The sequence below is a fragment of the Formosa sp. F44 genome, assembly GCF_056238645.1.
Map to the genome: position 1 here is coordinate 326,624 of NZ_JBWDLJ010000003.1, position 25,486 is coordinate 352,109.

Consider the following 25,486-nt stretch of genomic DNA (forward strand, 5'->3'; position numbering starts at 1 on the left):
ATGTAATTATGAAAAAAATAACACTTTTAGGCCTTTTCTTTTTTGGAGGGATTTCTATTTATGCACAGGATAATAGCCAATGGACTATTGAAGAATGCGTTAATTATGCGTTAGAAAACAATATTTCCATTAAGCAATCAGAATTAGATACCAAATTAGCAGATATCGATAAGTCTTCAGCTACTATGGCTTTCTTACCGTCGTTAAATGCGAATGCATCGTATAATATTAATACGGGAGCCAACGTTAACCCAGCTACAAACCAGTTCGAGAATCAGACATTTAGATCGGCGAGTGGAGGTGTAAATTCTGGTGTTAATTTGTTTTCTGGTTTACAAAACTGGAAATCGTTACAGCGTTCTAAAATAAATGTTATTGCTTCACAGTATCAATTAGATAAAATGAAGGACGACATTTCAATCTTTGTTGCAAATGCTTTCGTTCAAATTTTATTTAACAAAGAGCAAATAAAAGTATTAGAAGCTCAGAACAAAATCACTAAAGAAAACCTAGAACGTACTAACGAGCTAGTCGATGCAGGTGTGCTTCCAAAAGGAGATTTATTAGAGATTAAAGCGACAGATGCAACGCAAATTCAGCAAATTATTGCAGCTAAAAATGATTTGTTTATTTCTAAAATCGGACTGGCTCAATTATTAAAAATTGAAGATTATAAGACTTTCGATATTGCAGAAGTAGATTATGGTTTGTTTTCAGATACTATTTTACAGGAAGATGCTTCAACCATTATAGCCAAAGCAAAAGAAGAAGTTTACGATGTTAAAGTTGCAGAGTCTAACTTAGAATTGGCGGCGAAAGATTTAGAACTTTCAAAAACGCAATATTATCCTCAATTAAGTGCTTTTATGGGATATAGTACACGTTGGTCTAGTACAAATTTAGATTTTATAACAGGTCAAGAAATGCCATTTGTAGATCAGCTATCTACTTTTGATGGTACGTCTTTCGGATTACAGCTTAATGTCCCTATATTTAATGGCCTATCTGTAAGAAATAATGTAAGACGCAGTCAGGTAAATGTAGAGCGTTCTAAATATTTATTAGAGCAAGCGAATTTAGATTTAGAGTCGCAAGTGTATCAAGCTTATAATGATGCCAAAAACGCAAAAGAATCTTACGAAGCGGCAACACAAACTGCTGAGGCAAGAAAGTTAGCCTTCGAATATGCAGAAGAGCGCTATACTGTGGGGTTAACCAATGCTTTCGATTTTAGTCAAGCTTCTATCAATTATGAAAACGCACAATCGGACGTGGTGAGAACCAAATACGAATATATTTTTAAAATAAAAGTTTTAGAATTCTATTTCGGAATTCCAATCGATCAAATAAATCCTAACTAAGCCATGAAAAGGAAAAAGTTAATTCTTATTATTTCAATAATTGTAGTACTTCTTGCTTTGCTTGTCATCGGGAAAAAAGCAGGTTGGTTTGGTAAGCAAACAAATTTTAAAGAAGTTGAAACCAAAGAGCTTGCAACTATAGATATTGTTGAAACCGTATCTGCTACAGGTAAAATTCAGCCAGAAATAGAAGTTAAATTATCTAGTGAAGTATCTGGAGAGATTATTGCCTTGCCAGTTCGAGAAGGACAGGAAATTAAAAAAGGAGATTTATTAGTAAAGATAAACCCAGATATTTATCAGTCTAGTTTAAACCGTTCGCAAGCCACACTTCAAAATGCGAAATCAGGATTAGATCAAGCACAAGCCTCTTTAAAAGAAGCTAAATTAAGTTACGAGAGAAATAAAACACTATTCGATAAAGGTATTATTTCTAAAGCAGATTGGGATAAGGCAGTGTCTACTTACGAGGTTGCGCAAGCTTCAAAAGCCTCTGCATACTATAATGTGCAAAGTGCTGGAGCAACAGTGAACGAAGCTAACGACAACTTAAATAGAACAACAATTTTCGCTCCAATGAGTGGAACAATATCTAAATTAGATGCCGAGTTAGGCGAACGTGTAGTAGGAACACAGCAAATGGCTGGAACCGAAATTATGCGTGTTGCTAATTTGAGTAATATGGAAGTTGAGGTAGATGTCAATGAAAATGATATTGTTAAAGTGAGTATTGGAGATTCTACTATAGTTGAAGTAGATGCCTATTTAAAGAAAGAATTTAAGGGTATAGTAACAGAAATTGCAAATTCTGCAGACGAAACATTAACTTCGGATCAGGTTACTAACTTTAAAGTAAAGGTGCGAATTTTAGAAGAGTCGTATAAAGATTTGCTTGAAGGGAAGCCAGAATCATATTCACCGTTCCGTCCAGGTATGACTGCTACGGTAGATATTATTACTAAAAAGCGTAAAGACATTATAGGTGTTCCTATTAGTGCTATTGTTATAAAAAATGATACAGCAGTATCTAATGCAGAAACGCCTAAAGATATGCTTGCAACAGAAAAATTTGAATGCGTTTTTATTAAAGAAGGGGATTTAGCTAAATTGCGAGTTGTTAAAACTGGAATCCAAGACAATTCAAATATCGAAATTATTTCCGGTTTAGAATCGGGTGACGAAGTGATTACAGGACCATACAACATGGTGGCTAAAACACTAAAGAACGGAGATAAAGTAGGTTTAAAAGAACTTGAAAAATAATTAAAATAAAACACATACTGTGGCATTATTATTAAATATAGAAACAGCAACAACAAACTGTTCGGTCTCACTATCTAAAGATGGTGAGACTTTTGCTTTAAAAGAAGATAACGATAAAGGCTATTCTCATGCAGAACGGCTACATGTTTATATTAAAGCATTATTCGAAGAACATAATATTGAAAGCTCTCAAATAGATGCCGTAGCCGTTAGTAAAGGACCAGGGTCTTATACGGGTTTACGTATTGGAGTTTCTACCGCAAAAGGACTTTGTTTTGCATTAGACAAGCCTTTAATTTCTGTGTCAACATTAGAAGCTTTAGCGCATCAGGTTAAAACGGATAATGGTGTTATTGTAGCGATGTTAGATGCACGCCGTATGGAGGTTTATGCTTCTGTTTTTGATGCTAATTATAACGAAATTCGAGAAATTAAAGCAGAAGTGTTAGATGCCGATGCTTATGCGTTTTATTTAGAACAAGGCAAGGTGTATTTTGTGGGTAATGGAGTAGAGAAGACGAAAACTATTATTACGCATCCCAATGCAGTCTTTGTAGATGATAAGTTACCATCGGCAAGAGAAATGGGTGCTTTAGCAGATTTAAAGTACAAAAAAAGCGACACTGAAGATGTCGCTTATTTTGAACCTTATTATTTAAAAGATTTTGTGGCTTTAAAGCCTAAAGCTAAATAATTAAGCTTGTTTTTGTATTTCAACAGAATGTGGGTAAGGAATTTCAATTCCAGCCGCATCAAGTTGTAATTTAATAGCTTCTGTGTTCTCAAAATGAACATCCCAATAATCTGAGTTTTTAACCCAACCTCTAACTGCGAAGTTTACAGAACTATCTGCTAATTCGGTTACAGCTACCATAGGTGCAGGATCTTTTAAAACTTTAGGATTAGATGTTAAAACGTTCATTAAAACTTCCTTAGTTTTCTTAATGTCATCATCGTAACTCACACCAACAATCATGTCTAAACGAATTAATTCGTTGGCACTATAATTTGTAATATTACTGTTAGATAATGGTCCGTTAGGAACAATAACCTTACGGTTTTGAGGTGTTGCTAATTCGGTAGTAAATATTTTAATTTCTTTTACAGTTCCTGATTCTCCACTTCCGGTGATATAATCTCCAACTTTAAAAGGTTTGAATAATAAAATTAATACTCCACCTGCAAAGTTAGCAAGCGAACCTTGTAAAGCTAAACCAATAGCTAAACCGGCGGCACCAATAATAGCAGCAAATGTTGTTATTGGAATACCTATAGTTGGTAAAATAGTAACAATTAATAATATTTTTAAGCCCCAACTAATAAGGCTAAGAAGAAAACTTTGTAAGCCTTGGTCGTAATCACCTTTAGCCATTAATTTTCTTGAAGTATTAACTAATTTCTTAATGATCCAAGAACCAACAATCCAAATTAATATTGCTCCAATAATTTTTAAGCCGTATTCTAATCCTAAATCAAGCCACTTTTCCGCGTCAATGTTTTCTAAATTCATATTTTTTGATAATTAATTTTTATAATACAAAACTAAAAAAACTGAATAAAAATTAAGTTTTTTATTCAATTAATATTTTTCATAAAAAAAACGCACAATAGTAATCAATACTGTGCGTTTCTACTTACTTAATTTTTGTGAATAAATTTATCCGTTTGTAGCTTCAACAATTTCAACTTTGTCTTTAAGCATTTCTTTAAGCATGTTTTCAATACCGTTTTTTAAGGTAAATGTAGACGACGGACACCCGCTACAAGCCCCTTGAAGTATTACTTTTACCGTTTTAGTATCGGCATCGTAAGATTGAAATTGAATGTTTCCACCGTCGCTAGCAACTGCAGGTTTAACGTACTCTTCTAAAATATTTATTATTTCTTTCGAGATATCGTCTAAGGCATCAAAAGATTGATCGATTTGTGGTGTCGTTTTTCCTAACGTTTCTGGAGCTTCTGGAAGAACAACATCTTTCCCTTGTTCTATAAAACTTCGTATTAATTCACGTAATTCTATCGTGATATCCTGCCATTCGGCAACATCGTATTTTGTAATAGATACATAATTTTCATCTATAAATACACTCTTTACAAACGGGAAGTGAAATAATTCCGATGCTAAAGGAGATAGTTTGGCATCATCGATAGATGTAAATTCAAACATGGCAGTCACCAATTTTTTGTTCGCCACAAATTTTTGTACAGCAGGATTAGGTGTACTTTCTGCATATACTGTAACTGCGGTTTTCTTTGGTGCACTATCGTCTAGCACAACAACACCGTCGTTATTTAAATACTCTTCGATTTGTTTGGAAACTTCATCTTGAACATCTTTCCATTCTACGATATTGAAACGTTCAACTGCTATAAAATTAGCCGAGATGTACACTTTTTTTACAAAGGGTAAATAAAATAATTGTTGCGCTAAAGGTGAATTTTTAGCCTCGTCTATATTTTGAAATTCAAAACTTTGATATTTAGTAATGAATTGATTTAATTCAAATTTTATTATTGCTGGATTGGTAGTCTCCTGAACGGAAACACTAAATGTTTTCATTTGACAAATTTTTACAAAATTAATAAAACAAATTTTCAATTGTGTTGTAATAAGTTTAAATTAAAGGAGAATTTCTTATTGTGTTTTAAAAGAAAAACTAATTTTACAGCAAGTTTCTGTGTGTAAAAGGTTTATTTTGTCAAACTATTATAGTGAACAGGAAATTGTAACTATTTTCTACCTACTATTTTATATATTTAAATTAAATAAAACATAAGGTTTTAAACTCTCTAAGAGCCTTGTGTTGTCCCACATTTACTAATAGCTAATCTAATTTTAATATGAATTTCAGGATTTATAGCCTAATTCTAACTTTCTTATTTCTCTCCCCCTTTTGTAGGGCTCAAGAAGGTATGCCCATTTATTCGGATTATTTAACCGATAATTATTATTTAATTTTCCCATCTATGGCGGGTGTTGCAAGTTGTACCAAATTACGTTTAACTGCAAGACAGCAATGGTTAGGACAAGAAGATGCTCCTGCATTGTTAACCGCGAGTCTTAATGGCAGAATAGGCGAAACGTCGTCTGCAGTTGGTGGAATTTTATACACAGATAAAAATGGATATCATTCCCAAAACGGAGGGTATGCAACGTATGCACACCATCTTATGTTTTCTAGGAATGAAATAGATTTAAGTATGTTATCGTTTGGTTTAAGCGCCGGATTTATACAATATAAATTAGACGAATCTGCTTTTTTAGCAGGAGGTTTCGATCCTTTAATTTCTGGAATTCAGCAAAGTTCTACAAATTTTAATGTAGATATAGGGATGTCTTACCATTTTATAAACTCTTATGCTCATTTCTCAGTAAAGAATCTGTTGAAGAACGATGGAATTAATAATGATATTGAAGTTACTAATAACTTAAGACGATACTTGTTCGCGGTAGGAAACGTGTTTGAGACAAAGCACGAGGGCTTAACTTACGAACCTTCTATTTTAGCGCAGTATGCCGAAGGGACTAAAGGAACCACTTTAGATTTCAACTTTAAATTGTACAAAGCCTTAGAAGAGGCTAAAATGTATTTTGGTTTATCGTACCGATTGGGTTTAAAAGGTACCGAATATCTTGATGGTTCGGGCACAAGTAAACAAAATCTTATGTATTTAACGCCTTTAATGGGGGTGACTTACAAGCAATTTACTATTGCGTATAATTATAGTTATCAGGCCAATTCTGTGGTGTTTAACAATGGTGGTTTTCATCAGTTTTCTATAGGTTATAATTTTAATTGTAGAAAGGTAAAATATGAGTGTGATTGTCCGTCAGTTCACTAACTTTGTAAATAATTAATATATTTTATCATGATTATAAAATCAGTTAGGGGAAATACGCCCCAAATTCCGGATGATTGTTTTATTGCCGAAAATGCAACTATAGTTGGTGAAGTTAGCATGGGTAAAGAGTGTAGTATATGGTTTAATGCAGTAGTTCGAGGTGATGTTCATTTTATTAAAATGGGAGATAAAGTGAATGTTCAGGACGGCGCAGTTATTCATGCTACATATCAGAAATCGCCTACAACTATTGGTAATAACGTATCTATTGGTCATAATGCATTAGTGCACGGTTGTACTATTCACGATAATGTTTTAATTGGCATGGGAAGTATCGTAATGGACGACTGTATTATAGAAAGTAATTCTATTATTGCGGCGGGTGCAGTGGTGACTAAAAATACGGTTGTAGAATCTGGTAGTATTTATGCAGGTGTTCCTGCTAAAAAAGTAAAAGATATTAGTGAAGAATTAATTTCTGGTGAAATTAATCGTATTGCAGATAATTACGTTAAATATTCTGGGTGGTTTAAAGAAGAAAACTAAAACCTAAGATATTCTACGGCGTACTTATTGTTTAAAAGGAAATGCATAACTTCGGTATTGCCATTGGTGTAAAACTTATGGCTTGCAGATTTTGGTTGTGTATTAATAATATGTTGCGTTTCTAATATGGTTTTAGTCTGCCTGGCAACTGCTTCTCCTGAATCTATTATTTTTACATGATTAGGAAGGATATCCAAAAGTAAAGGGAGTAAGTAGGGGTAGTGCGTACACCCTAAAACCAAATAATCTATATTGGCATCGATCATAGGTTTTAGATAGGTGGTTAATAAAGCTCTCATGTCGCTACTTAGTGTTTTGCCGGCTTCGATTAAAGGGACAATACCTTCTCCGATTTGCTCAATCACTTGAACATCGTTTTTATACAAATTTGTAGTGTTATGGAATAACTCGCTACTTAAAGTGCCTTTTGTAGCAAGAATACCTACAGCTCTTGTTTTACTGTTTAAAGAGGCAGGTTTAATGGCTGGCTCTATACCTATAAATGGAACATTATAAGACGCTCTTAAGGTTGTAATGGCGTTTGTGGTTGCCGTGTTGCATGCTACGACAATAAGCTTACAGTTTTTACTTAAAAGCAACTCTGTGTTCTTAATAGATAGTTTAAGAATGTCTTCGGCCGATTTGTTGCCATAGGGTGCATTAGCACTATCGGCTAAATAAATAGTGTTTTCGTTGGGAAGAAGTGCTTCAATTTCTTTGAAGACCGAAGTCCCTCCAACTCCAGAATCGAATATGCCAATAGGTTGTTTGCTCATAATCTCAAAAATAAAAAAAGCCGCTTTATAAAAGCAGCTTTTTAAATATTCTTAATGGTATTAAATTAGAAACCTAATTCTTTTTTAACATCCGATAATAAGTCTTTTCCATCTGCCATGATTACACCACCACCTTGAGAAGCGTCTAATACATAATCAAAACCTTGAGCTCTTGCTACTTTTAAGATTGCTGCTTTAGCTTTTTCAGTAATTGGCTTTAATAAGTCAATTTCTTTTTGTTGCATATCTTTTTGAGCTTGTTGTTGGTACTGACGGATATTTTGTTCCATTGTTTGTACTTCTTGAACACGTTTAGCATTTTCTTCCTGAGTTTTTGTAGCAGACTCAGCATCGTATTGCTTTACTTTAGTATCAAGTTCTGTAGCCATATTTTTAATATCAGCTTCATAGGTTTTTCCTAATTTCTCTATTTGCGCTTTAGCAGATTTCATTTCTGGCATTGAAGTAACTAATTCTTGAGTACTTATATGGGCAACCTTACTTTGTGCTTGTACAAAAGATGTAGCCCCAATAAATAAAGCTGTTGCTATTAAAAGTGTTTTAATTTGTTTCATTTTTAAAGTATTAATTGTGTTATAAATTGTTAATTATTATTCTTCGTTATTATTTTCTAGAGCTTCACGTTCTAATTTTGCTTTCCTACGTTCTTCTAAAATACGTTGTTTACGTGCTTCTAGTTCTTGCTCTCGAGCTTCGCGATCTCTAATTTTTTGTTGTTTACGTTCTTCGGCTAATTCTTCTTTAGTTTTTGTTTCAGTTTTGGCTTCCGATTTGTCTTCTAAGTCATATTCAGTAGGTGCTGTTGCATTACTGTTTTCTGTTGTATTCTCAGAAGGCGCTAATTTATCATTATTTTCTGAATTTTCTGCACCTTTATTGAGTGCTTCTAATTTTTCTTGCTTTGCAGCTTCTCTGTCGTCCAGAATTTTTTGTCTGCGGTCTAATGCTTCTTGTTTGTTTTTAGCGCGCTCGTCTAAAATATCTTGACGGCGTTGTGCTTCAAGTTGCTCACGTTCCAAAAGTTTATCTGCTTGCGCTTTTTCTCTAGCTTCTAATTCCGGATTGTAATCAGGTACAATATCTTCGGCTGCAGCAGCGCGACGCTCGTCTTTGGTTTGGGCTTGTTGACGTTTAGAAGTTCTGTTTATAGATCGTAAAACAAGTTCGCTAATGTCGTATCGCTTTTCGGAATACAGCATGACTAAATCTGCCGATTTATCAAATATAAAATCATATTGCTTACTAGCCGCTATATCTTGTACCGCCGAAAATATTTGATCTTGGATAGGCTGAATTAATTGCTTCTTCTGAATCATTAAATCGCCATTTGGACCAAATCGTTTTTGTTGCTGGTCTAATATTTCTTTTTCTTCGAAGTCTATATCTTCCTTACGCTCTTCATAAAGTTCTGTTGTTAGCAGTGCCTTTTCATTACTTAAGTCTTTACGCTTTTGGTCGACATCTTTTAATTTTACATCGATGTCTGCTTTCCAACGCTGGACTTTATCACTTAACTGTTTTGTGGCATCTTGGTATTCAGGAATATGTTCTAAAATATATTCTGTATCAATATACCCAATTCTTACACCGCGTTGCGCTTGCGTGGTAAGACTTAGTAAACCAACTACAGTCATTAAAAAAAGAACGTGTATTTTCATCTGTTTCATTTTAATAAGATTATTAACTACTAAACTTTACAAACGACAGATGAATTAAATTATTCTGTCTCCTCCTGAATTAAAGTTTTCAAAATTAACAAAATTTAACTTTATAACTTTTAAATCACGAAGTAAATACATAAAGTCTTATAGAAAATATCATGCCAAATTAAAACTGTTGTCCAATAATAAAGTGTGTTTCCCAACCATTAGGCTCACTTTGTCCTGGTAACGCATCGAAACCATAACCAAAGTCTATACCTAATAATCCGAATGCAGGCATAAATACGCGTAATCCAACACCAGCAGATCGTTTTAATTGGAATGGATTGTAGTCTCTAAAGGTATTAAATGCAGCTCCACCTTCTACAAAGGTAAGCGCATAGATTTTTGCCGATGCTGCTAAAGTAATTGGGTAACGTAGTTCTAAAGAGAATTTGTTGTAAATGGCTGCTCCGTCGTCGGTAGTGTTACCGTCTCTGTCTACAGGTTGTATAGATTGGTTTGGGTAACCACGTAATGCAACGGCTTCTCTACCATCTAAACTATAACTTCCTAGACCATCTCCTCCTAAGTAGAAACGTTCGAAAGGAATAACACCTCTAGATTGGTTGTATGCACCTAAATATCCAAATTCTATTGTTGGTTTTAATACCAATTTACCAATAATACTCGTATACCATTCCCCTTTAAATTTAATCTTGTAGAATTCTAACCAGTTAAAACGTTCTTGGTCAATTTCTCCCATACGTGTGTAGGCCTCATTTTGCTCAGACGCAGAAGCATCTGGATCGTAATAAATAGATTCTTCTTCGGCACGTTCTGTTGCAAGCGCATCATAATCTACACCATTCCATAAAGAGTATGGTAAAGATAGTTTAGCACTTACGTTAAAGTTAGATCCTCCTAAAGGGAAAACAGGGTCGTTCCATGTATTATTTCTTGTTAATCCAAGTGTATAAGCTAAACTGTTAGAGTATCCGTCGGCAAATGTAAATAATCCTGTGCTATAGTTTTTAAGGTTATAGTGTTGGAAACTTACTGCTTGCGATAAGGTGAAGAAGTCATCCGGTACGGTTAAACGTTTTGCTAAACCAACGGTAACACCTAAAATGTTAAATCGTCTATCTGTATCTGCTTCTCCTGTACTAGAGTCGTATAAGAACTGATTAGAATATGAGATCGATGTAGAGAATTGTACTGGTTTTTTTCCACCCATCCATGGTTCTGAGAATGAGAAACTATAGGTTCTGTAAAACTGACTCGCTTGTAAACGTAGCGATAGTTTTTGACCATCTCCCATTGGTAATGGTTTGTACGATTCTAAATTAAATAAATTTCTTAATGAGAAGTTGTTAAATGAAAGCCCTAAGGTTCCAATAAATCCACCTCCACCGTAACCACCTTGTAGTTCGATCTGGCTAGATCCTGTTTCTACAACGGCGTATTCCATATCGATAGTTCCTTCGTTAGGATTTGGGTTGTTGAAATTTGGAGTTAATTGTTCGGCGTCGAAATATCCCAACTGACTTAATTCACGAACCGTTCTTACTACATTTTCTTTACTGTATAATTCTCCTGGACGTGTACGTAATTCACGGTAAATAACGTGGTCGTTTGTTTTTTCGTTTCCAACTACAGATACATCGTTAAAATGAACAGGTTTTCCTTCCGAGATTCTAATCTCCATATCAATAACTCTCCCATTGGCATTCGTTTCTACAGAGTTAATGGTAGAGAAAAGGTATCCGTGATTTTGATATTCGTTTGTTATGTCGCGACCATCTGGTCTGGTTTCGTCTGCAATTCCTTTTTCTAATAAAACACCATTATAAGTGTCTCCTTCACGAACGCGCAGAATAGCATTTAAATATTGGTCTGTATATACTGTGTTTCCAATAAAATCAATTTTACCAAAAGTGTATTGCTCACCTTCTTCAACGTTGATATTAATTGAAATGGTCTCGTCGTTATTAACGAAAATACTATCAGAAATAATTCGAGCATCTCGATATCCATTTTCTTTATACGTGTCTATAATACTTACTAAATCCGTTTTATAATCGTCTTCTATAAATTTTGAACGTTTCCAAACACGACCAAACACTTTCTTTTTAGTGTTTTTCATACTAGACGCAAGTTTGGAATCTGAAAGTACCGTGTTTCCAATAAAATTGATGTCTTTAATTTTAACCTTCTGACCTTTATCTATGGCCACAACCATGTTTACACCTGGTTTAGAGTTTAATGAATCTACAACGGGGATAACATTTATATTTACTTTAGTAGAGTAAAAACCATCTTTTCTGTATTTAGATTCTAGATAGTTCTTCGTGGTTGTAATTAAATTTTCGGTAACTTTTACTCCTTCGTTTAGGTTGTTATCTTCAATAATTTCATCGAATTTACCTTTTTTAACACCGGTAATTTTTAAATTATGAAGCGCAGGTAAATCGTATAAGTGTATCTCTAAACTTGCTGTATTATCTTTTACATCTTTAATATAGATTTCGATATCACTAAATAGTCCAGATTTCCAAAGTTTCTTAATGGCTTCGCTAATTTCTTCTCCAGGGATTAAAATTTCGGAACCTTTTCTAAGACCAGAATATGTTACAATGGTTTGTTCACTAAAACTAGAACTTCCAGAGACAGTGATATCCGAAATGGTATATTTTTCTCCAGTAGGTTGAGCTATCTGGGCGTTAACAACCGATGTTGTTAATGCAAAAAGTAAAATAAAAATGTAAGGTAAATATGTTTTCAATGATAATGAATTAGCTAAGTTGTTCACTTGTTTTTCCAAAACGGCGTTCTCTTTTTTGATAATCAATAATAGCATCATACAAATGTTGCTTAGTAAAATCTGGCCAAAGTACATCTGTAAAATATAGTTCGGCATAGGCGATTTGCCAAAGTAAGAAATTGCTTATGCGTTGTTCGCCGCTAGTGCGTATAAGCAAATCTACGTCGGGTAAATTTTGCGTGTAAAGATGCTTATTTATAACAACTTCGTCAATACTTTCAGAAGAAATTATATTATTTTTAACTTTATCACTTATTTCTTTAACTGCAGAAATTAATTCTTCTCTGGACCCGTAGCTTAGTGCCAATGTAAGGGTCATTCGCGTATTATTTGCGGTTTTAGAAATAACTTCGTGCAACTCTTTGTACACCTTTGGAGGTAACGAATTTAAACTTCCAATGGCATTTAGTTTAATATTATTGTCTTGAAGTGTTTTAATTTCTTTTTTAAGAGAACTTACTAAAAGCTTCATTAAAGTGTCTACTTCTAATTTCGGGCGATTCCAGTTTTCTGTAGAGAAGGCATATAAAGTAAGGTTTTCTATACCTAATTCTGCAGATGATTCTACCGTTTCTCGAACAGATTTGGTTCCGTTTTCGTGGCCAATTGCTCGCAAGAAACCTTTTTGTTTTGCCCAGCGTCCATTACCATCCATAATAATGGCAATATGTTTGGGTAATCTATCTTTAATAATGTTGTCTTTCAAAATGTATTTTAATTAATCGCAATAACAAGGTTGTCTCCCGAAAGTATAAGTTAGTGTAAAACCGGTAAATACATACCAATCGTTATTGTTTAAGTCTCCGAATCGCATATCTATTTGTGGATCAGAATCTGTTGCTTCTTTAAGTATGTCACTTTCATCTAAATTATCGGTAAACAGATATCGTGCTCCAATTTCTGCTCCTACAATAAAGGAATGATTTAATTTAAGCTTGTAACCTAAGATTATCGGTATTCCTATTGCAGGTTTTACACGTTCTTTAAGTTGGTCTTGATCGTTTATGTATACATCTTTAAACGTCGCTGCACTAATACCTGTATATAAATAAGGTGTTTGGTGTAAACCTGTTTTATGTAAATCAAATTCGAAAAAATTAAATTCGATTCCAGCAGATATTTCTCCTATAGTTTTAACAGTTTCGTAATCACGTTGAATACGGCTATTATCTTCAGACGCTCTATCTATTATTTCCAGATTAGTAATTATTCCTGAAATTCTCCAAGCGTATCGCGGACTTCTATTCCATTTATACACACCTCCAAGGGCAAGTTTTTTAGGCGAAAAGAAACGGGTCGAGCCAACATCTCCTATAAAGTTGCTACCTCCCATAAATACACCCAACTCATGTGTTTGCGAATAACTTGCGTTTATAAATAAAATATTTAAAATAAGTATTATTATATACTTCATAAAGTTTCAAAGTTTGCAAATATAACAAATAAGATATGCACTTAACAAATTGAATGCAATTGTACTAGTGTAAAAACTGAATTAGCGCTATATTATTGTTTAATTGCGTTTGTCTTCGCCCCACAATAGTTTTTTTCTGAGCGTGTTTAAAAAGCTCTCGTCTAATAATTCTATCATCTTTACATTAAAATCGGCTTTTTTAATGGTTAAAATAGTTTCGTTATGTATGGTGGCGATTCTGGAATCTAAAGACACTAAATAGGTGTTTTCTCTACCGCTAACTTTTAATTTTATTTCTGTTGAATCTGTTATAACTAAAGGTCTCGCATTTAAATTGTGAGGTGCAATTGGTGTTAATGTTAAACTATTGGTGTCTGGTGTAATAACCGGTCCGCCACAACTTAAAGAATACCCTGTAGATCCTGTTGGTGTCGATATTATTAATCCGTCGCTCCAATACGATGTTAAGTATTCGTCATTTAAATACGTTTCTACGGTAATCATAGAAGTTGTATCCTTTCTGCTAACAGCAATTTCGTTTAAAGCGAAATTCATGTTTTTTATATCTTCGTTTTCGGGAGAGGTTGTAATCGAGAGTAAGCTACGTTCCGAAATTCTGTAGTTTCCGTTTAAAATATCGTCTATCGCTTTTTCTATATATTCTTTAGGGATAGTAGCCAAAAAACCTAAACGCCCGGCATTAATTCCTACAATTGGGATGCCTAAATCTTTTACAAACGTAACAGCACGTAAAATAGTACCATCACCACCAATACTTATTAATAGGTCGAAAGATGCATCTAAAATATCGAAGGTTTTGAAAACATCATATTTCTGATCGTCTTCAATTTCACTATGTATTAACTCAAAAAAGTGGCGTTCGATATGGATATCGGCATTCTTTTTTAAGAGATGTCTAAGTAATGTCTCTACTGGAACATCTGAGTTTTTATGGTAAAATTGTCCGAAAATGGCTATTTTCATAATTACATGTTTAGGTATTTATTTAAATAATCCGATCGATCTTTAAGGTTTTCAATATAACTATCGTCTTCGTGGCCAGAAATAATGCTGTAATTATAACGTCTAAAGGTTTGAATAATATCGTTTAAACTCGCATTCCCAATTTTTAGGGTAAACTGTACTAAATTGTTCTGCATTTTAGAAATAAAAGCCCCAAGAAGTTTTCCTTTATTAGATTCTACGATTTGAGAAATTTCGCTAAATGAATAATCATCCAATCCTTTTTCAATAACCAAAGTGCCTCCATCTTCAGCAAAAAAAGGTGTTTGGTTAAATAATGTAATAATATCGTTTAGCTCATAATAGCCTAAATACGCATTGTTGGCATCTAAAACCGGCATAATATTAGACGAATTTTGAGCAAATGTTTCTAATACATCTAGCCAAATAGCATCTTCACGCACAAAAAAACCTTCGGAAGCATAACTGTAATCTTGAATAAATTTATCCTTTTCAAAACAATAAACATCGGTTTCAGACAGACAGCCAATATAGATGTTCTCTGAGTTTTTAATGGGGATGTGGGTATAGGTAAGCTGATTAAAGAGCAATTGTAAATCGCTAATTTTATCTGCCGTACTTAACGGTTTAATATCGTTTATAATATATTCGGAAAGATTCATTTTATCCTAATTTACATGTGTGCAAATTAATTAAAAAATAGTACAATAAGCCTCTTCTACTTTGTATTTTTGTGCTATTAAAATAGGAGTCATGACAAAGTTAAGTGTAAATATTAATAAAATAGCCACGCTAAGAAACTCTCGAGGCGGTGATTTGCCAAATGTTGTTCAATTTGCAAAAGATGTACAGCGGTTTGGAGCCGAAGGTGTAACCATTCATCCAAGACCGGATGAACGCCATATTCGTTATCAGGATGCGTTCGATTTAAAATCTGAAGTTTATACCGAATATAATATTGAAGGAAATCCTATTAAAAAGTTTATGGATATGGTTTTAGAAATAAAACCCACACAAGTTACCTTGGTTCCAGATGGCGACGATGCGATTACGTCTAACGCAGGATGGGACACTATTAAGTATAAAGATTTTCTTACTGATATTATTAAGGAGTGCAAACAAAATAATATACGCACATCTATTTTTGTAGATCCGGATTTAAAACAAATTGAAGGCGCGAAAGAAACTGGTACAGATCGTATCGAGTTATATACAGAGGCCTTTGCACATCAGTTTGGGTTGGGAAATTCCGAAAGTATATTACCATACAGAGAATGTGCGGTTTTAGCCGAACGATTAGGTTTGGGAATAAATGCAGGTCACGATTTGTCTTTAGATAACATTAAATTTTTTAAAGATAATATCCCTGGTTTGTTAGAAGTTTCAATTGGACATGCTTTAATTTCTGAAAGCTTATATTTAGGTATTGAAAACGTAGTCAATATGTATTTAAATAAACTGAAGTAAATAGTTTAAAATAAAAAGTAATGCAATTACATTCAAATATATTAGGAGAGGGAACACCTTTTATTATTCTTCATGGTTTCTTGGGGATGAGCGATAACTGGAAAACGTTAGGCACTAAGTTTAGCGAGCAAAATTATCAGGTTCATCTTTTAGATCAACGAAATCATGGAAGAAGTTTTCATAGTGACGATTTTAGTTACGAACTATTGGTAGAAGACCTAAAAAGTTATTGCGATACCAATCATTTAAAAGATATTGTACTTTTAGGGCATTCTATGGGCGGAAAAACAGCCATGTTATTCGCAACGAAATATCCCGAATATGTTTCTAAATTATTAGTTGCCGATATTTCGCCTAGATTTTATCCCGTACACCACGATGCTATTTTAAACGGATTAGGAGCCTTAGATTTTTCTGAACTAAGATCTAGAGGTGCTGCCGATAAAGAACTGTCACAGTATGTTACCGATTTTGGAACCCGTCAGTTTTTACTAAAGAATTTATATTGGGTAGAAAAAGGACAATTAGGTTTACGTATTAATGTAGAATCGTTAACAGAAAATGTTTCCGAAGTGGGAGAAGCATTACCTATACATGCAGAATTTCTTGGAGATACCTTGTTTTTGCGTGGCGATAAATCGGAATATATAGCGCTACAAGACGAAAGTATTATAAAAACACATTTTCCTAAAGCCAATATTGTCACGATTAAGAATGCTGGGCATTGGTTGCATGCCGAAAATCCTGAAGATTTTTATAATGCGGTGATTGATTTTGTTTCGTAAAAAATATGTAAATTCATTAAAAAATAACAGTATGCAACAAATTATTAAATTTCTAGTAACCGCGTTAATCGTCCTATTGTTAGGCCGGTTTTTATCGGGTATACACGTAGACGATTATATTACAGCTATTATTGTTGCTCTAGTTTTAGCGGTATTAAATATTTTAGTGAAACCCATTTTTCAGATATTAACCTTCCCAATTACCATTATAACTTTAGGGTTATTTTTATTTGTAATTAATGGGGTAATTATCCTATTAGCAGGATATTTAGTTGGTGGTTTTCATGTGGATTCAATTTGGTCTGGTATTTTGTTTAGTATATTACTTACCATACTTCAATCCATTTTATACGGTATTATTGGAGACGATAAAAAATAGTCTGAAATACAAGACGTTAAAAACTTTGTAGGGTTGCAAAAATGTTTTATTTTTGCAGCCCGTTTTTAATTTAAAAAACCAATGAGAATCTGTTTATTTTGTAAGAAAATAAGGACAGAAACTTTATGTTAAATGCCCGCTTTGGGTTTTATATCATTTAAAATGAATATTACAAGAGAGAACATTGATGCATTAAATGCTGTAGTAAAAGTTGATATCGCTAAAGAAGACTATAGCGAAAAAGTAGATAAAATCTTAACAGATTACCGAAAAACAGCTAACATTCCTGGTTTTAGAAAAGGTCATGTACCAATGGGAATGGTAAAAAAGCAATACGGTAAAGCTGTATTAGTAGACGAAGTAAATAAATTATTACAAGACGCTTTAAACAAGTATTTAACTGAAGAAAAATTAGATGTATTAGGACAACCACTTCCTAAGGCTCAAGAAGGTATCAATTGGGATGCTGAAGCATTTACATTTGAATTCGAATTGGGTTTAACTCCAGAATTTGAAGTTGAATTAAAAGGAGATAAAGCGATTACTCAATATAATATTGTTGCAGACGATAAAATGATCGACGAACAAATTGAGAACATCAAAAAACAATACGGAAAATTAATTCCTCAAGACGTTGTAGAAGAAGACAGTGAAATTACTGGAACTTTTAAAAACGAAGAGAAAGAGATCGAAAATACAATTACTTTAACTTTAGATAAACTTAAAGGAAAAGCGAATCCAAAGAAATTTATAGGATCTAAAGTTGGTGATGTTATTACACTTAAAACTAAAGGTCTTTATGAAGACGATCACGATTTAATGCATGCTTTAAAAGTATCTCACGACGATGCTCATGGTTTAGAAATTGAAGTTACTTTTACTATCTCTGAGATTAACAAACGTGAAGCTGCAGATTTAGATCAGGAATTATTCGACAAATTATTTGCCGATGGTTCTGTAAAATCTGTAACCGATTTAAAAGATAAGATTAAAGAAGATGCTGAAAAGCAATTCGTACAACAAGCCGATCAAAAGCTTTTAAACGATATTACTGAATATTTAATAGAAAGTACAAAATTCGATTTACCAGCAGAATTTTTACAAAAATGGATTCAAGCGTCAGGTGAAACTGCTCTTGACGATGCCGCAGCTAAAGAAGAGTTTGAAAAGTCTGAAAAAAGCATGCGCTACCAATTAATCGAAGGTAAATTAATTGCAGCTAATAACATCCAAATTACTATGGATGATATAAAAGATCATGCAAAAACCATGATTAAAGCACAAATGGCTCAATTTGGTCAGTTAAATCCATCAGACGACGAATTAGAAAGTATTGCAGCTCGTGTTCTTGGTAATCAAGAAGAAGCACGCCGTATCTCTGAGCAAATCGTTAGTCAGAGACTATTAGATGTGTACAAAGAAAAAGCAAATTTAGAAGTGAAAGAAGTGACTTACGAAAACTTTGTTAAAGAAGTTTACGGAGACAAATAAGTCAACTGTTTTAAAGAATAATCATTATATTTAGGCGTTGAATAGGTTTTATTCAACGCCTATTTTATTCATTTTTTTAATCTAAAAGAACATTATGAATTACGGAAAAGAATTCGAAAAATTCGCTATAAAAGATCAAGGGATTAGTAGTACATATTACAACCAAATTATTGGGAGTATGTATCCTACCAATTTAACTCCGAACATTATTGAGGAACGCCAAATGAATGCGGTATCTATGGACGTGTTTTCACGTTTAATGATGGATCGTATTATCTTTATGGGTACTGGAATTAACGACCAAGTGGCTAATATTATTCAGGCGCAATTATTGTTCTTAGAAAGTACAGATGCTAATAAAGACATCCAAATTTACATTAACTCTCCAGGGGGAAGTGTATACGCGGGATTAGGTATTTACGATACTATGCAATTTATTAAGCCAGATGTAGCAACAATTTGTACTGGTATGGCGGCGTCTATGGGAGCTGTTTTATTATGTGCAGGAGCAGAAGGAAAACGTAGTGGTTTAACACACTCTCGTGTTATGATTCACCAGCCTTTAGGTGGAGCCCAAGGACAAGCTAGTGATATTGAAATTACAGCTCGTGAAATTTTAATATTGAAAGAGGAATTGTATAAGATTATTAGTAAGCATTCTGGTCAAAGTTACGACAAAGTACATACTGATAGTGATCGTGATTACTGGATGAAAGCCGATAAAGCTAAAGAATACGGTATGATTGATGAAATATTAGTGAGAAGCTAATATAATTCAAAAAAAATATTAGCATTTAGCTGATATTTAAAAGTGAAATTTAAAAAGATTTATGGCAAAGGAAGAATTAGAATGTTCGTTTTGTGGAAGAAAAAAACCTGAAACTAGTTTATTAATAGCAGGTTTAGATGCGCATATATGCGATCGTTGTATCGAACAAGCACATGGTATTGTTGTAGAGGAATCTAAGCAAACAGATAATAGTGAATTATCTGCCGAATTAATGTTGCGTAAACCACTTCAAATTAAAGAATTTTTAGACGAGTACATTATTGGTCAGGATATGACTAAAAAAGTAATGTCGGTCGCTGTATATAACCATTACAAACGTCTGTTACAATCGCCTTCTAAAGACGATATTGAAATACAGAAAAGTAATATCATGATGGTTGGGCAAACAGGTACGGGAAAAACATTAATGGCAAAAACTATTGCTAAAATGTTAAATGTACCTTTAGCTATAGTAGATGCTACAGTGTTAACAGAAGCTGGATACGTTGGAGAAGATGTAGAAAGTATTTTAACACGTTTATTGCAAGCTGCAGATTACAGTTTAGAAAAAGCTGAAAAAGGAATTGTCTTTATTGATGAAATAGATAAAATTGCTCGTAAAAGCGATAATCCATCTATAACAAGAGATGTTTCTGGAGAAGGTGTGCAACAAGCTTTATTGAAACTTTTAGAAGGAACCACTGTAAATGTACCGCCAAAAGGAGGTCGTAAGCATCCAGATCAGAAGTTTATTGAAGTGAATACGGAAAACATTTTATTTATTGCAGGAGGTGCTTTCGATGGTATCGAACGTAATATCTCTAAACGTTTAAATATGCAAGCTGTAGGGTATAGTGCTTCTAAGTCAGACGATATTATCGATCAGAACCACTTATTGCAATATATTATTCCAAAGGATTTAAAAGACTTCGGATTAATTCCTGAAATTATTGGGCGTTTACCTGTATTAACATATATGGATCCGCTTGATGCTAAAACGCTAAGAGCCATTCTTACAGAGCCTAAAAATGCCATTATCAAGCAATACGAAAAGTTGTTTGAAATGGATGATATTGAATTTCATATCACCGATGGTGCTTTAGATTTTATTGTTGAAAAAGCAATAGAATATAAGTTAGGTGCTCGTGGATTACGTTCGTTATGCGAAGAGGTTTTAACCGATGCCATGTTCGAACTTCCTGGTTCTGAAGAGAAGGAACTTAGAGTTACAAAAGCATATACCGAAACCAAATTAAATAAAACAACAATTAAGAAGTTGAAAGCTGTGTCTTAATACTTTTAGAATTGTACAAAATAAAAAAAAACCACTCAATTGAGTGGTTTTTTTGTTTAATCGGTGTGAAATATTGTGACACACTATGATAAGTAGATGTTAATTAATAGCATAATAAATATACTGTGTATCTGTCTGTTATAAAAGAATAATGCTATCTTTTAGTTATATGTACACGAATCGACGATAAACTGATCACTTCTGCTTAATTACAGTTGATTATAAGAAGTAGGAATAGTGTTTAAGGTTAATAATTCATCAATATATTCTCTGGAATTTGAAAGTCTTGGGATTTTATGTTGGCCACCTAGTTTGTTGTGTAGTTTAAGCCAATCGTAAAATAAATTAGGTCTTCCAATATGGATCTTAGGTTTGTTTAATGTCAGGTTGTTATAACGTTTGGCTTCATAATCGGAATTTAAAGCCTTTAACGCGTTATCAAGTAGTTCGTTAAAATAATTAATATCGTTAGGTGCTTTTTTAAATTCTATAATCCATTCATGCGCGCCTTTCTCTTTGCCCACCATAAATATTGGTGCAGCAGTATAATCTACAATTTCAGCTTTTGTTCGCTTACACACCTTTTTTAGAGCATCTTCTGCATTTTCGATAATTAATTCTTCTCCAAATACATTAATATGGTGTTTTGTCCGCCCTGATACTTTTATTTTATAAGGAGAAAGCGAAGTAAATCTAACGGTGTCTCCAATTTTATATCTCCATAGTCCTGCGTTTGTAGTAATTACTATGGCGTAGTTTTTTTTCAATTCAACTTCTGCCAGTGGAATAATTTTTTGATTCGCAGTGCCATATGTGTCCATCGGGATAAACTCGTAGAAAATACCATAATCTAACATAAGTAGCAAATCCTTGGTATCATTCTGATCTTGTATGGCAAAGAAACCTTCAGAAGCATTATAGGTTTCGTAATATTTAAAACTAGGATCAGGTAGTATTTTTTTATATTGATCGGCATAAGGGGTAAAGCTTACACCGCCATGAAAATACACTTCTAAGTGAGGCCAAACCTCATGTAAATTACCTTTTCCAGTAGTTTCTAGAACATTATTTAAGAGGACTAGCATCCAGGAAGGAACACCTGCAAAACTCGTAACGTTTTCTAATATCGTTTCATCTACTATAGCTTGCATCTTGGTTTCCCAATCGCTCATAAGCGAAACCTTATTACTAGGTGTACTGCTAAACTCTGCCCAAAAAGGCATATTGTCTATTAAAATGGCCGATAAATCGCCATAGACCGTACCATTTTCTTTGTATAATTCTTTGCTACCGCCTAACCGAAGTCCTTTTCCCGTAAATAGCTGCGAATCAGGATTGTTATTTAAATACATACAAAGCATGTCCTTTCCTGCGGCATAGTGACAATCTTCTAAGGATTCAGAACTTACGGGTATAAACTTGCTCTTAGCATTGGTAGTACCGCTAGATTTAGCGAACCATTTAATGTGCGATGGCCAAAAGATGTTTTGTTCGCCTACGCGTGCACGTTCTATCACATCTTGATAATCTTCATATGTAGAAATGGGTACGCGTTCTGCGAAGGTCTTGTAATTTTTTATAGTACGAAATTCATGCTGTTTACCAATTTTAGTGTCTCTAGCAGTGTAAATTAAGTTTAATAGTAATTCTTGCTGCACCTCGTTTGGGTATTTTAAAAATAGTTCAATTTGATGGAATCGCTTTTTTAGAAACCAAGAGGCAATTGAGTTTACTATAGTAATTGGCATATTTACATTATATTTATGAACTAAAAATAATACTTTTTTTATGACTTACGAGGGTGTTCTAACAAAAATGGAAACCGAATATGCTAAGCCTATTCAATATTATTTAGTTTTCGATTCTGACTTTTTAAATATGAATCAGTTACTAAATAAAACATTAAATATTAAATTTATAAAATATCAATGTTTGAATTGCGGATTAGACAAAAAAATATACAGACAAGGTTATTGTAAGAGCTGTTTTTTTGAAGTGCCTCAGGCAGCAGATTGGATCATGAAACCTGAATTAAGTAAAGCCCATTTAGATGAAGAAGACCGGGATTTAGCCTTCGAAAAGCGCGTTCAATTACAACCTCACATTGTGTATTTAGCCAATTCCGGTAAGGTAAAAGTAGGAGTTACAAGGAAAGGTCAGGTGCCAACACGATGGATCGATCAAGGAGCACATGAAGCCATAGAGGTTGTAGAAGTTCCTAATAGATATTTAGCAGGAATTACCGAGGTCGCCTTAAAAGACCATGTGTCTGATAAGACCAATTGGAGAACGATGCTTAAAAATGAAGTGGAAGATGAGGATCTAGTAGAATGGAAAAATAAATTAAAAGCGTATATTCCAGAAGAGGCCAAAGCATATTTTATAGATTCCAATCCGGAAACGGAGATGGATTTCCCGGTGCTTCAATACCCAACAAAGCCAAAATCTCTTAATATTGAAAAGATGCTCGAGTATACTGGTGTTTTAAAAGGAGTAAAAGGGCAGTATCTTATTTTTGAAGATGACACGGTTTGTAATATTCGAGGTAACGAAGGTATGTATGTGTCTATAAGTATAAGCTAAAACAAAAAAAAACACGCTTCAGATATAAATATCGGAGCGTGTTTTTGTTCTCTATATAAAGTCGACAATTAAATATCTTCTTGATCTCTCAAGTTTTGGATATAAGCCGCTTTTTGGTTTTCTCTTCTTTTCTTAACAGAAGGCTTTGTGAAAAATTGATTTTCTCTTAGGTTTTGCATCACCTTTACGTTTCTGTGTTTTCTCTTGTAACGTTTAAGGGCGCGATCGATTTGTTCACCTTCTTTTACTATAATTTTAAGCATCTAATCTGGTTTTAAGTAATTATTAATAAGTTTTTAGGATTATCCTAAATAAGTTTTCAATATTTTGTTTTTAGAACTATGACGTAAACGTCTAATTCCTTTTTCTTTTATTTGTCTAACACGCTCACGAGTTAAATCGAATGTTTCTCCAATTTCGTCTAAACTCATTGGTGCTTCATTACTCAATCCAAAAAACAAACGCAACACATCACTTTCTCTTGGAGATAAAGTGTCTAATGCTCTGTTAATTTCAAGATTTAATGACTCGTACATTAAGTTGTTGTCAGGGTTTGGTGATTCACCAGACTTAACAACATCATACAAACTAGACGTTTCACCTTCTTTTAATGGTGCATCCATTGATAAATGACGACCAGAATTTTTAAGAGACTGTTTTACTTCACTAACAGTCATGTCTAATTCGTTTGCAATTTCGTCTGCACTTGGCGGACGCTCATGCGATTGCTCTAAAAATGAATAGGCTTTATTAATTTTGTTAATAGAACCAATTTTGTTTAACGGTAATCTTACAATTCTAGACTGTTCTGCTAAAGCTTGTAAAATAGCCTGACGAATCCACCAAACGGCATAAGAGATAAACTTAAACCCACGTGTTTCATCGAAACGCTTTGCTGCTTTTACTAAACCAGCATTACCTTCGTTAATTAAATCAGGTAAAGTTAAACCTTGATTTTGGTATTGTTTTGCAACTGAAACTACAAATCGTAAATTAGATGTTGTTAATTTATCTAAAGCTACTTGGTCTCCTTCTCGTATACGTTGCGCTAATTCAACCTCTTCTTCGGCTGTAATTAATGGCATTTTACTTATGTCTTGTAAGTACTTGTCTAACGATTTAGATTCCCTGTTCGTTACTTGCTTTGTAATCTTTAATTGCCTCATGTATCTGTTTTAGTTTTGTGCGTATCTATCAATGTAACCGAATTTTTAACAAATCCTAATAAAACACCAATTAATTCATTAAAAATGAATTAATAAGCTAGATTTTTGTAAATACACCTTAGAAGAGCAAAATTCATGCCTTAAAAAAGTTGTATTTCATCGGAAACTTTTAGATTGAAACGTTTTCTAAATAGATAAACGCCTAAATATAAAAACGGAGTATCAAATAAAGCCATTAAGACTTTAAATAAAAATCCGCTGATTAATAACCCGGCAAATTTAGTCCATTCTAGTTTACCAAAAAAACAAAGTAGCAACAAAACAGTAAAAGTGTCGATAAATTGTGATAAAAAAGTGGAAAAATTGTTGCGTAACCACAAATGTTTCCCTTTTGTAAGTTTTTTCCAGTAGTGATAAATCTGAATATCGATAAATTGTGCAAATAAATAAGCCATCATACTAGCCAAAACAGCAATTATGGTACTTCCAAAAACACTCGTAAATTTGTCATCGTTTACCGGCGACCAAGATGTTGCGGGAACAGCATCAGAAGCATAAATAATGAACATTGAAAAGACAGAGGCAAAAATCCCAGTAATTACAACCTGGTTGGCGGCCTTTTTACCATAAATCTCACTGATTAAATCGGTGATTAAAAACGTAATAGGGTAAGGAAGAATTCCAACAGAGATTTCAAATAAACTGGCGCCAAAAATAGTGATGTTAAACGGGTACCAATAAAAGAATTTCTGGAAGATAAGATTCGAAACAACTAAAGAGGTCATGAATAAAGCACCCAATAACAGGTAGATACGATGTGCTAGAAAAAGGTCCTTTTTATTCATGTGTCTAAGTTTCAAAAACAAACCTACATATTTAA

At 33.6% G+C, this 25,486-nt stretch carries 26 protein-coding genes; 12 read left to right on the plus strand and 14 right to left on the minus strand.

What is annotated here, in order from left to right:
* The first annotated feature begins 8 nt into the window (after positions 1–8).
* The 3 genes from AC0UBM_RS11395 to tsaB are packed head-to-tail and all read left to right on the plus strand — an operon-like array spanning position 9 to position 3,318.
* Positions 9–1,361 (plus strand): TolC family protein, encoded by a 1,353-nt coding sequence (locus tag AC0UBM_RS11395; protein ID WP_475688704.1) that lies wholly within the window; start codon positions 9–11, stop codon positions 1,359–1,361.
* Positions 1,362–1,364: 3 nt separating this feature from the next.
* A complete protein-coding gene (locus AC0UBM_RS11400) occupies positions 1,365–2,624 on the plus strand; it encodes an efflux RND transporter periplasmic adaptor subunit (RefSeq protein ID WP_475688705.1) in 1,260 nt (419 codons plus the stop codon).
* Between the two features lie 19 nt (positions 2,625–2,643).
* Positions 2,644–3,318, plus strand: coding sequence for a tRNA (adenosine(37)-N6)-threonylcarbamoyltransferase complex dimerization subunit type 1 TsaB (gene tsaB / locus AC0UBM_RS11405; RefSeq protein WP_475688706.1), 675 nt, complete (start codon positions 2,644–2,646; stop codon positions 3,316–3,318).
* Here tsaB and AC0UBM_RS11410 read toward each other — a convergent pair whose 3' ends face one another.
* Both AC0UBM_RS11410 and AC0UBM_RS11415 read right to left on the minus strand, forming a co-directional pair.
* Entirely contained in the window at positions 3,319–4,134 is an 816-nt protein-coding gene (locus AC0UBM_RS11410; protein ID WP_475688707.1) for a mechanosensitive ion channel family protein, read from the minus strand.
* 147 nt (positions 4,135–4,281) lie between these two features.
* Positions 4,282–5,184 carry a NifU family protein gene (locus AC0UBM_RS11415; RefSeq protein ID WP_434037024.1) on the minus strand — a complete coding sequence of 301 codons (903 nt, stop codon included), beginning with the start codon at positions 5,182–5,184 and terminating at the stop codon, positions 4,282–4,284.
* 281 nt (positions 5,185–5,465) lie between these two features.
* On the opposite strand from AC0UBM_RS11415, the gene AC0UBM_RS11420 reads away from it, so the two are divergent.
* Positions 5,466–6,467 carry a PorP/SprF family type IX secretion system membrane protein gene (locus AC0UBM_RS11420; RefSeq protein ID WP_414036622.1) on the plus strand — a complete coding sequence of 334 codons (1,002 nt, stop codon included), beginning with the start codon at positions 5,466–5,468 and terminating at the stop codon, positions 6,465–6,467.
* Positions 6,468–6,491: 24 nt separating this feature from the next.
* Entirely contained in the window at positions 6,492–7,013 is a 522-nt protein-coding gene (locus tag AC0UBM_RS11425; RefSeq protein WP_475688854.1) for a gamma carbonic anhydrase family protein, read from the plus strand.
* Here the strand turns inward: AC0UBM_RS11425 and murI are convergent.
* From murI to AC0UBM_RS11465, 8 genes are all read right to left on the minus strand, one after another.
* The gene (gene murI, locus AC0UBM_RS11430; protein WP_475688708.1) at positions 7,010–7,789 is read right to left on the minus strand and encodes a glutamate racemase; all 780 of its coding nucleotides are present in this window, start codon (positions 7,787–7,789) and stop codon (positions 7,010–7,012) included. The genes AC0UBM_RS11425 and murI overlap by 4 nt on opposite strands.
* Positions 7,790–7,854: 65 nt before the next feature.
* Positions 7,855–8,364, minus strand: coding sequence for an OmpH/Skp family outer membrane protein (locus AC0UBM_RS11435; RefSeq protein WP_475688709.1), 510 nt, complete (start codon positions 8,362–8,364; stop codon positions 7,855–7,857).
* A gap of 36 nt (positions 8,365–8,400) precedes the next feature.
* Positions 8,401–9,468 (minus strand): OmpH/Skp family outer membrane protein, encoded by a 1,068-nt coding sequence (locus tag AC0UBM_RS11440; protein ID WP_475688710.1) that lies wholly within the window; start codon positions 9,466–9,468, stop codon positions 8,401–8,403.
* Positions 9,469–9,637: 169 nt separating this feature from the next.
* On the minus strand, positions 9,638–12,313 hold the full coding sequence (locus AC0UBM_RS11445) for a BamA/OMP85 family outer membrane protein (protein ID WP_475688711.1): 2,676 nt from the start codon (positions 12,311–12,313) through the stop codon (positions 9,638–9,640).
* Entirely contained in the window at positions 12,246–12,929 is a 684-nt protein-coding gene (locus AC0UBM_RS11450; protein WP_414036810.1) for an isoprenyl transferase, read from the minus strand. The genes AC0UBM_RS11445 and AC0UBM_RS11450 overlap by 68 nt, the downstream gene beginning before the upstream one ends.
* Before the next feature lie 63 nt (positions 12,930–12,992).
* Positions 12,993–13,688 (minus strand): type IX secretion system protein PorG, encoded by a 696-nt coding sequence (gene porG / locus AC0UBM_RS11455; RefSeq protein WP_475688712.1) that lies wholly within the window; start codon positions 13,686–13,688, stop codon positions 12,993–12,995.
* A gap of 99 nt (positions 13,689–13,787) precedes the next feature.
* Positions 13,788–14,672 (minus strand): NAD kinase, encoded by an 885-nt coding sequence (locus AC0UBM_RS11460; RefSeq protein WP_414036628.1) that lies wholly within the window; start codon positions 14,670–14,672, stop codon positions 13,788–13,790.
* A 2-nt stretch (positions 14,673–14,674) separates the two neighbouring features.
* Entirely contained in the window at positions 14,675–15,334 is a 660-nt protein-coding gene (locus tag AC0UBM_RS11465; protein ID WP_475688713.1) for a CBS domain-containing protein, read from the minus strand.
* A 91-nt stretch (positions 15,335–15,425) separates the two neighbouring features.
* Here AC0UBM_RS11465 and AC0UBM_RS11470 point away from each other — a divergent pair, with 91 nt between their 5' ends.
* From AC0UBM_RS11470 to clpX, 6 genes are all read left to right on the plus strand, one after another.
* A complete protein-coding gene (locus AC0UBM_RS11470; RefSeq protein WP_475688714.1) occupies positions 15,426–16,139 on the plus strand; it encodes a pyridoxine 5'-phosphate synthase in 714 nt (237 codons plus the stop codon).
* Between the two features lie 20 nt (positions 16,140–16,159).
* Positions 16,160–16,924, plus strand: coding sequence for an alpha/beta fold hydrolase (locus AC0UBM_RS11475; protein WP_434037016.1), 765 nt, complete (start codon positions 16,160–16,162; stop codon positions 16,922–16,924).
* Between the two features lie 31 nt (positions 16,925–16,955).
* Complete coding sequence (locus AC0UBM_RS11480; RefSeq protein ID WP_414036632.1) at positions 16,956–17,303, plus strand: phage holin family protein; 348 nt, start codon at positions 16,956–16,958, stop codon at positions 17,301–17,303.
* Positions 17,304–17,465: 162 nt separating this feature from the next.
* The gene (gene tig, locus AC0UBM_RS11485) at positions 17,466–18,794 is read left to right on the plus strand and encodes a trigger factor (RefSeq protein WP_414036633.1); all 1,329 of its coding nucleotides are present in this window, start codon (positions 17,466–17,468) and stop codon (positions 18,792–18,794) included.
* A 94-nt stretch (positions 18,795–18,888) separates the two neighbouring features.
* Positions 18,889–19,563, plus strand: coding sequence for an ATP-dependent Clp endopeptidase proteolytic subunit ClpP (gene clpP / locus AC0UBM_RS11490; RefSeq protein ID WP_414036634.1), 675 nt, complete (start codon positions 18,889–18,891; stop codon positions 19,561–19,563).
* Between the two features lie 61 nt (positions 19,564–19,624).
* Complete coding sequence (gene clpX / locus AC0UBM_RS11495; protein ID WP_414036635.1) at positions 19,625–20,857, plus strand: ATP-dependent Clp protease ATP-binding subunit ClpX; 1,233 nt, start codon at positions 19,625–19,627, stop codon at positions 20,855–20,857.
* Positions 20,858–21,066: 209 nt separating this feature from the next.
* Here clpX and AC0UBM_RS11500 read toward each other — a convergent pair whose 3' ends face one another.
* On the minus strand, positions 21,067–22,605 hold the full coding sequence (locus AC0UBM_RS11500; protein WP_475688715.1) for a GH3 auxin-responsive promoter family protein: 1,539 nt from the start codon (positions 22,603–22,605) through the stop codon (positions 21,067–21,069).
* Positions 22,606–22,645: 40 nt separating this feature from the next.
* Between AC0UBM_RS11500 and AC0UBM_RS11505 the strand changes: the two genes are divergently transcribed.
* Positions 22,646–23,440: a DUF2797 domain-containing protein gene (locus AC0UBM_RS11505; protein ID WP_434037013.1), complete on the plus strand. Its 795-nt coding sequence runs from the start codon at positions 22,646–22,648 to the stop codon at positions 23,438–23,440.
* Between the two features lie 68 nt (positions 23,441–23,508).
* Here AC0UBM_RS11505 and rpsU read toward each other — a convergent pair whose 3' ends face one another.
* The 3 genes from rpsU to AC0UBM_RS11520 form a co-directional block, all read right to left on the minus strand.
* A complete protein-coding gene (gene rpsU / locus AC0UBM_RS11510; protein ID WP_318496787.1) occupies positions 23,509–23,703 on the minus strand; it encodes a 30S ribosomal protein S21 in 195 nt (64 codons plus the stop codon).
* Between the two features lie 39 nt (positions 23,704–23,742).
* Positions 23,743–24,606 (minus strand): sigma-70 family RNA polymerase sigma factor, encoded by an 864-nt coding sequence (locus AC0UBM_RS11515; RefSeq protein ID WP_057777960.1) that lies wholly within the window; start codon positions 24,604–24,606, stop codon positions 23,743–23,745.
* Positions 24,607–24,746: 140 nt separating this feature from the next.
* Positions 24,747–25,451, minus strand: a complete 705-nt coding sequence (locus tag AC0UBM_RS11520) for a queuosine precursor transporter (protein WP_414036638.1) — start codon at positions 25,449–25,451, stop codon at positions 24,747–24,749.
* Positions 25,452–25,486 lie beyond the last annotated feature (35 nt).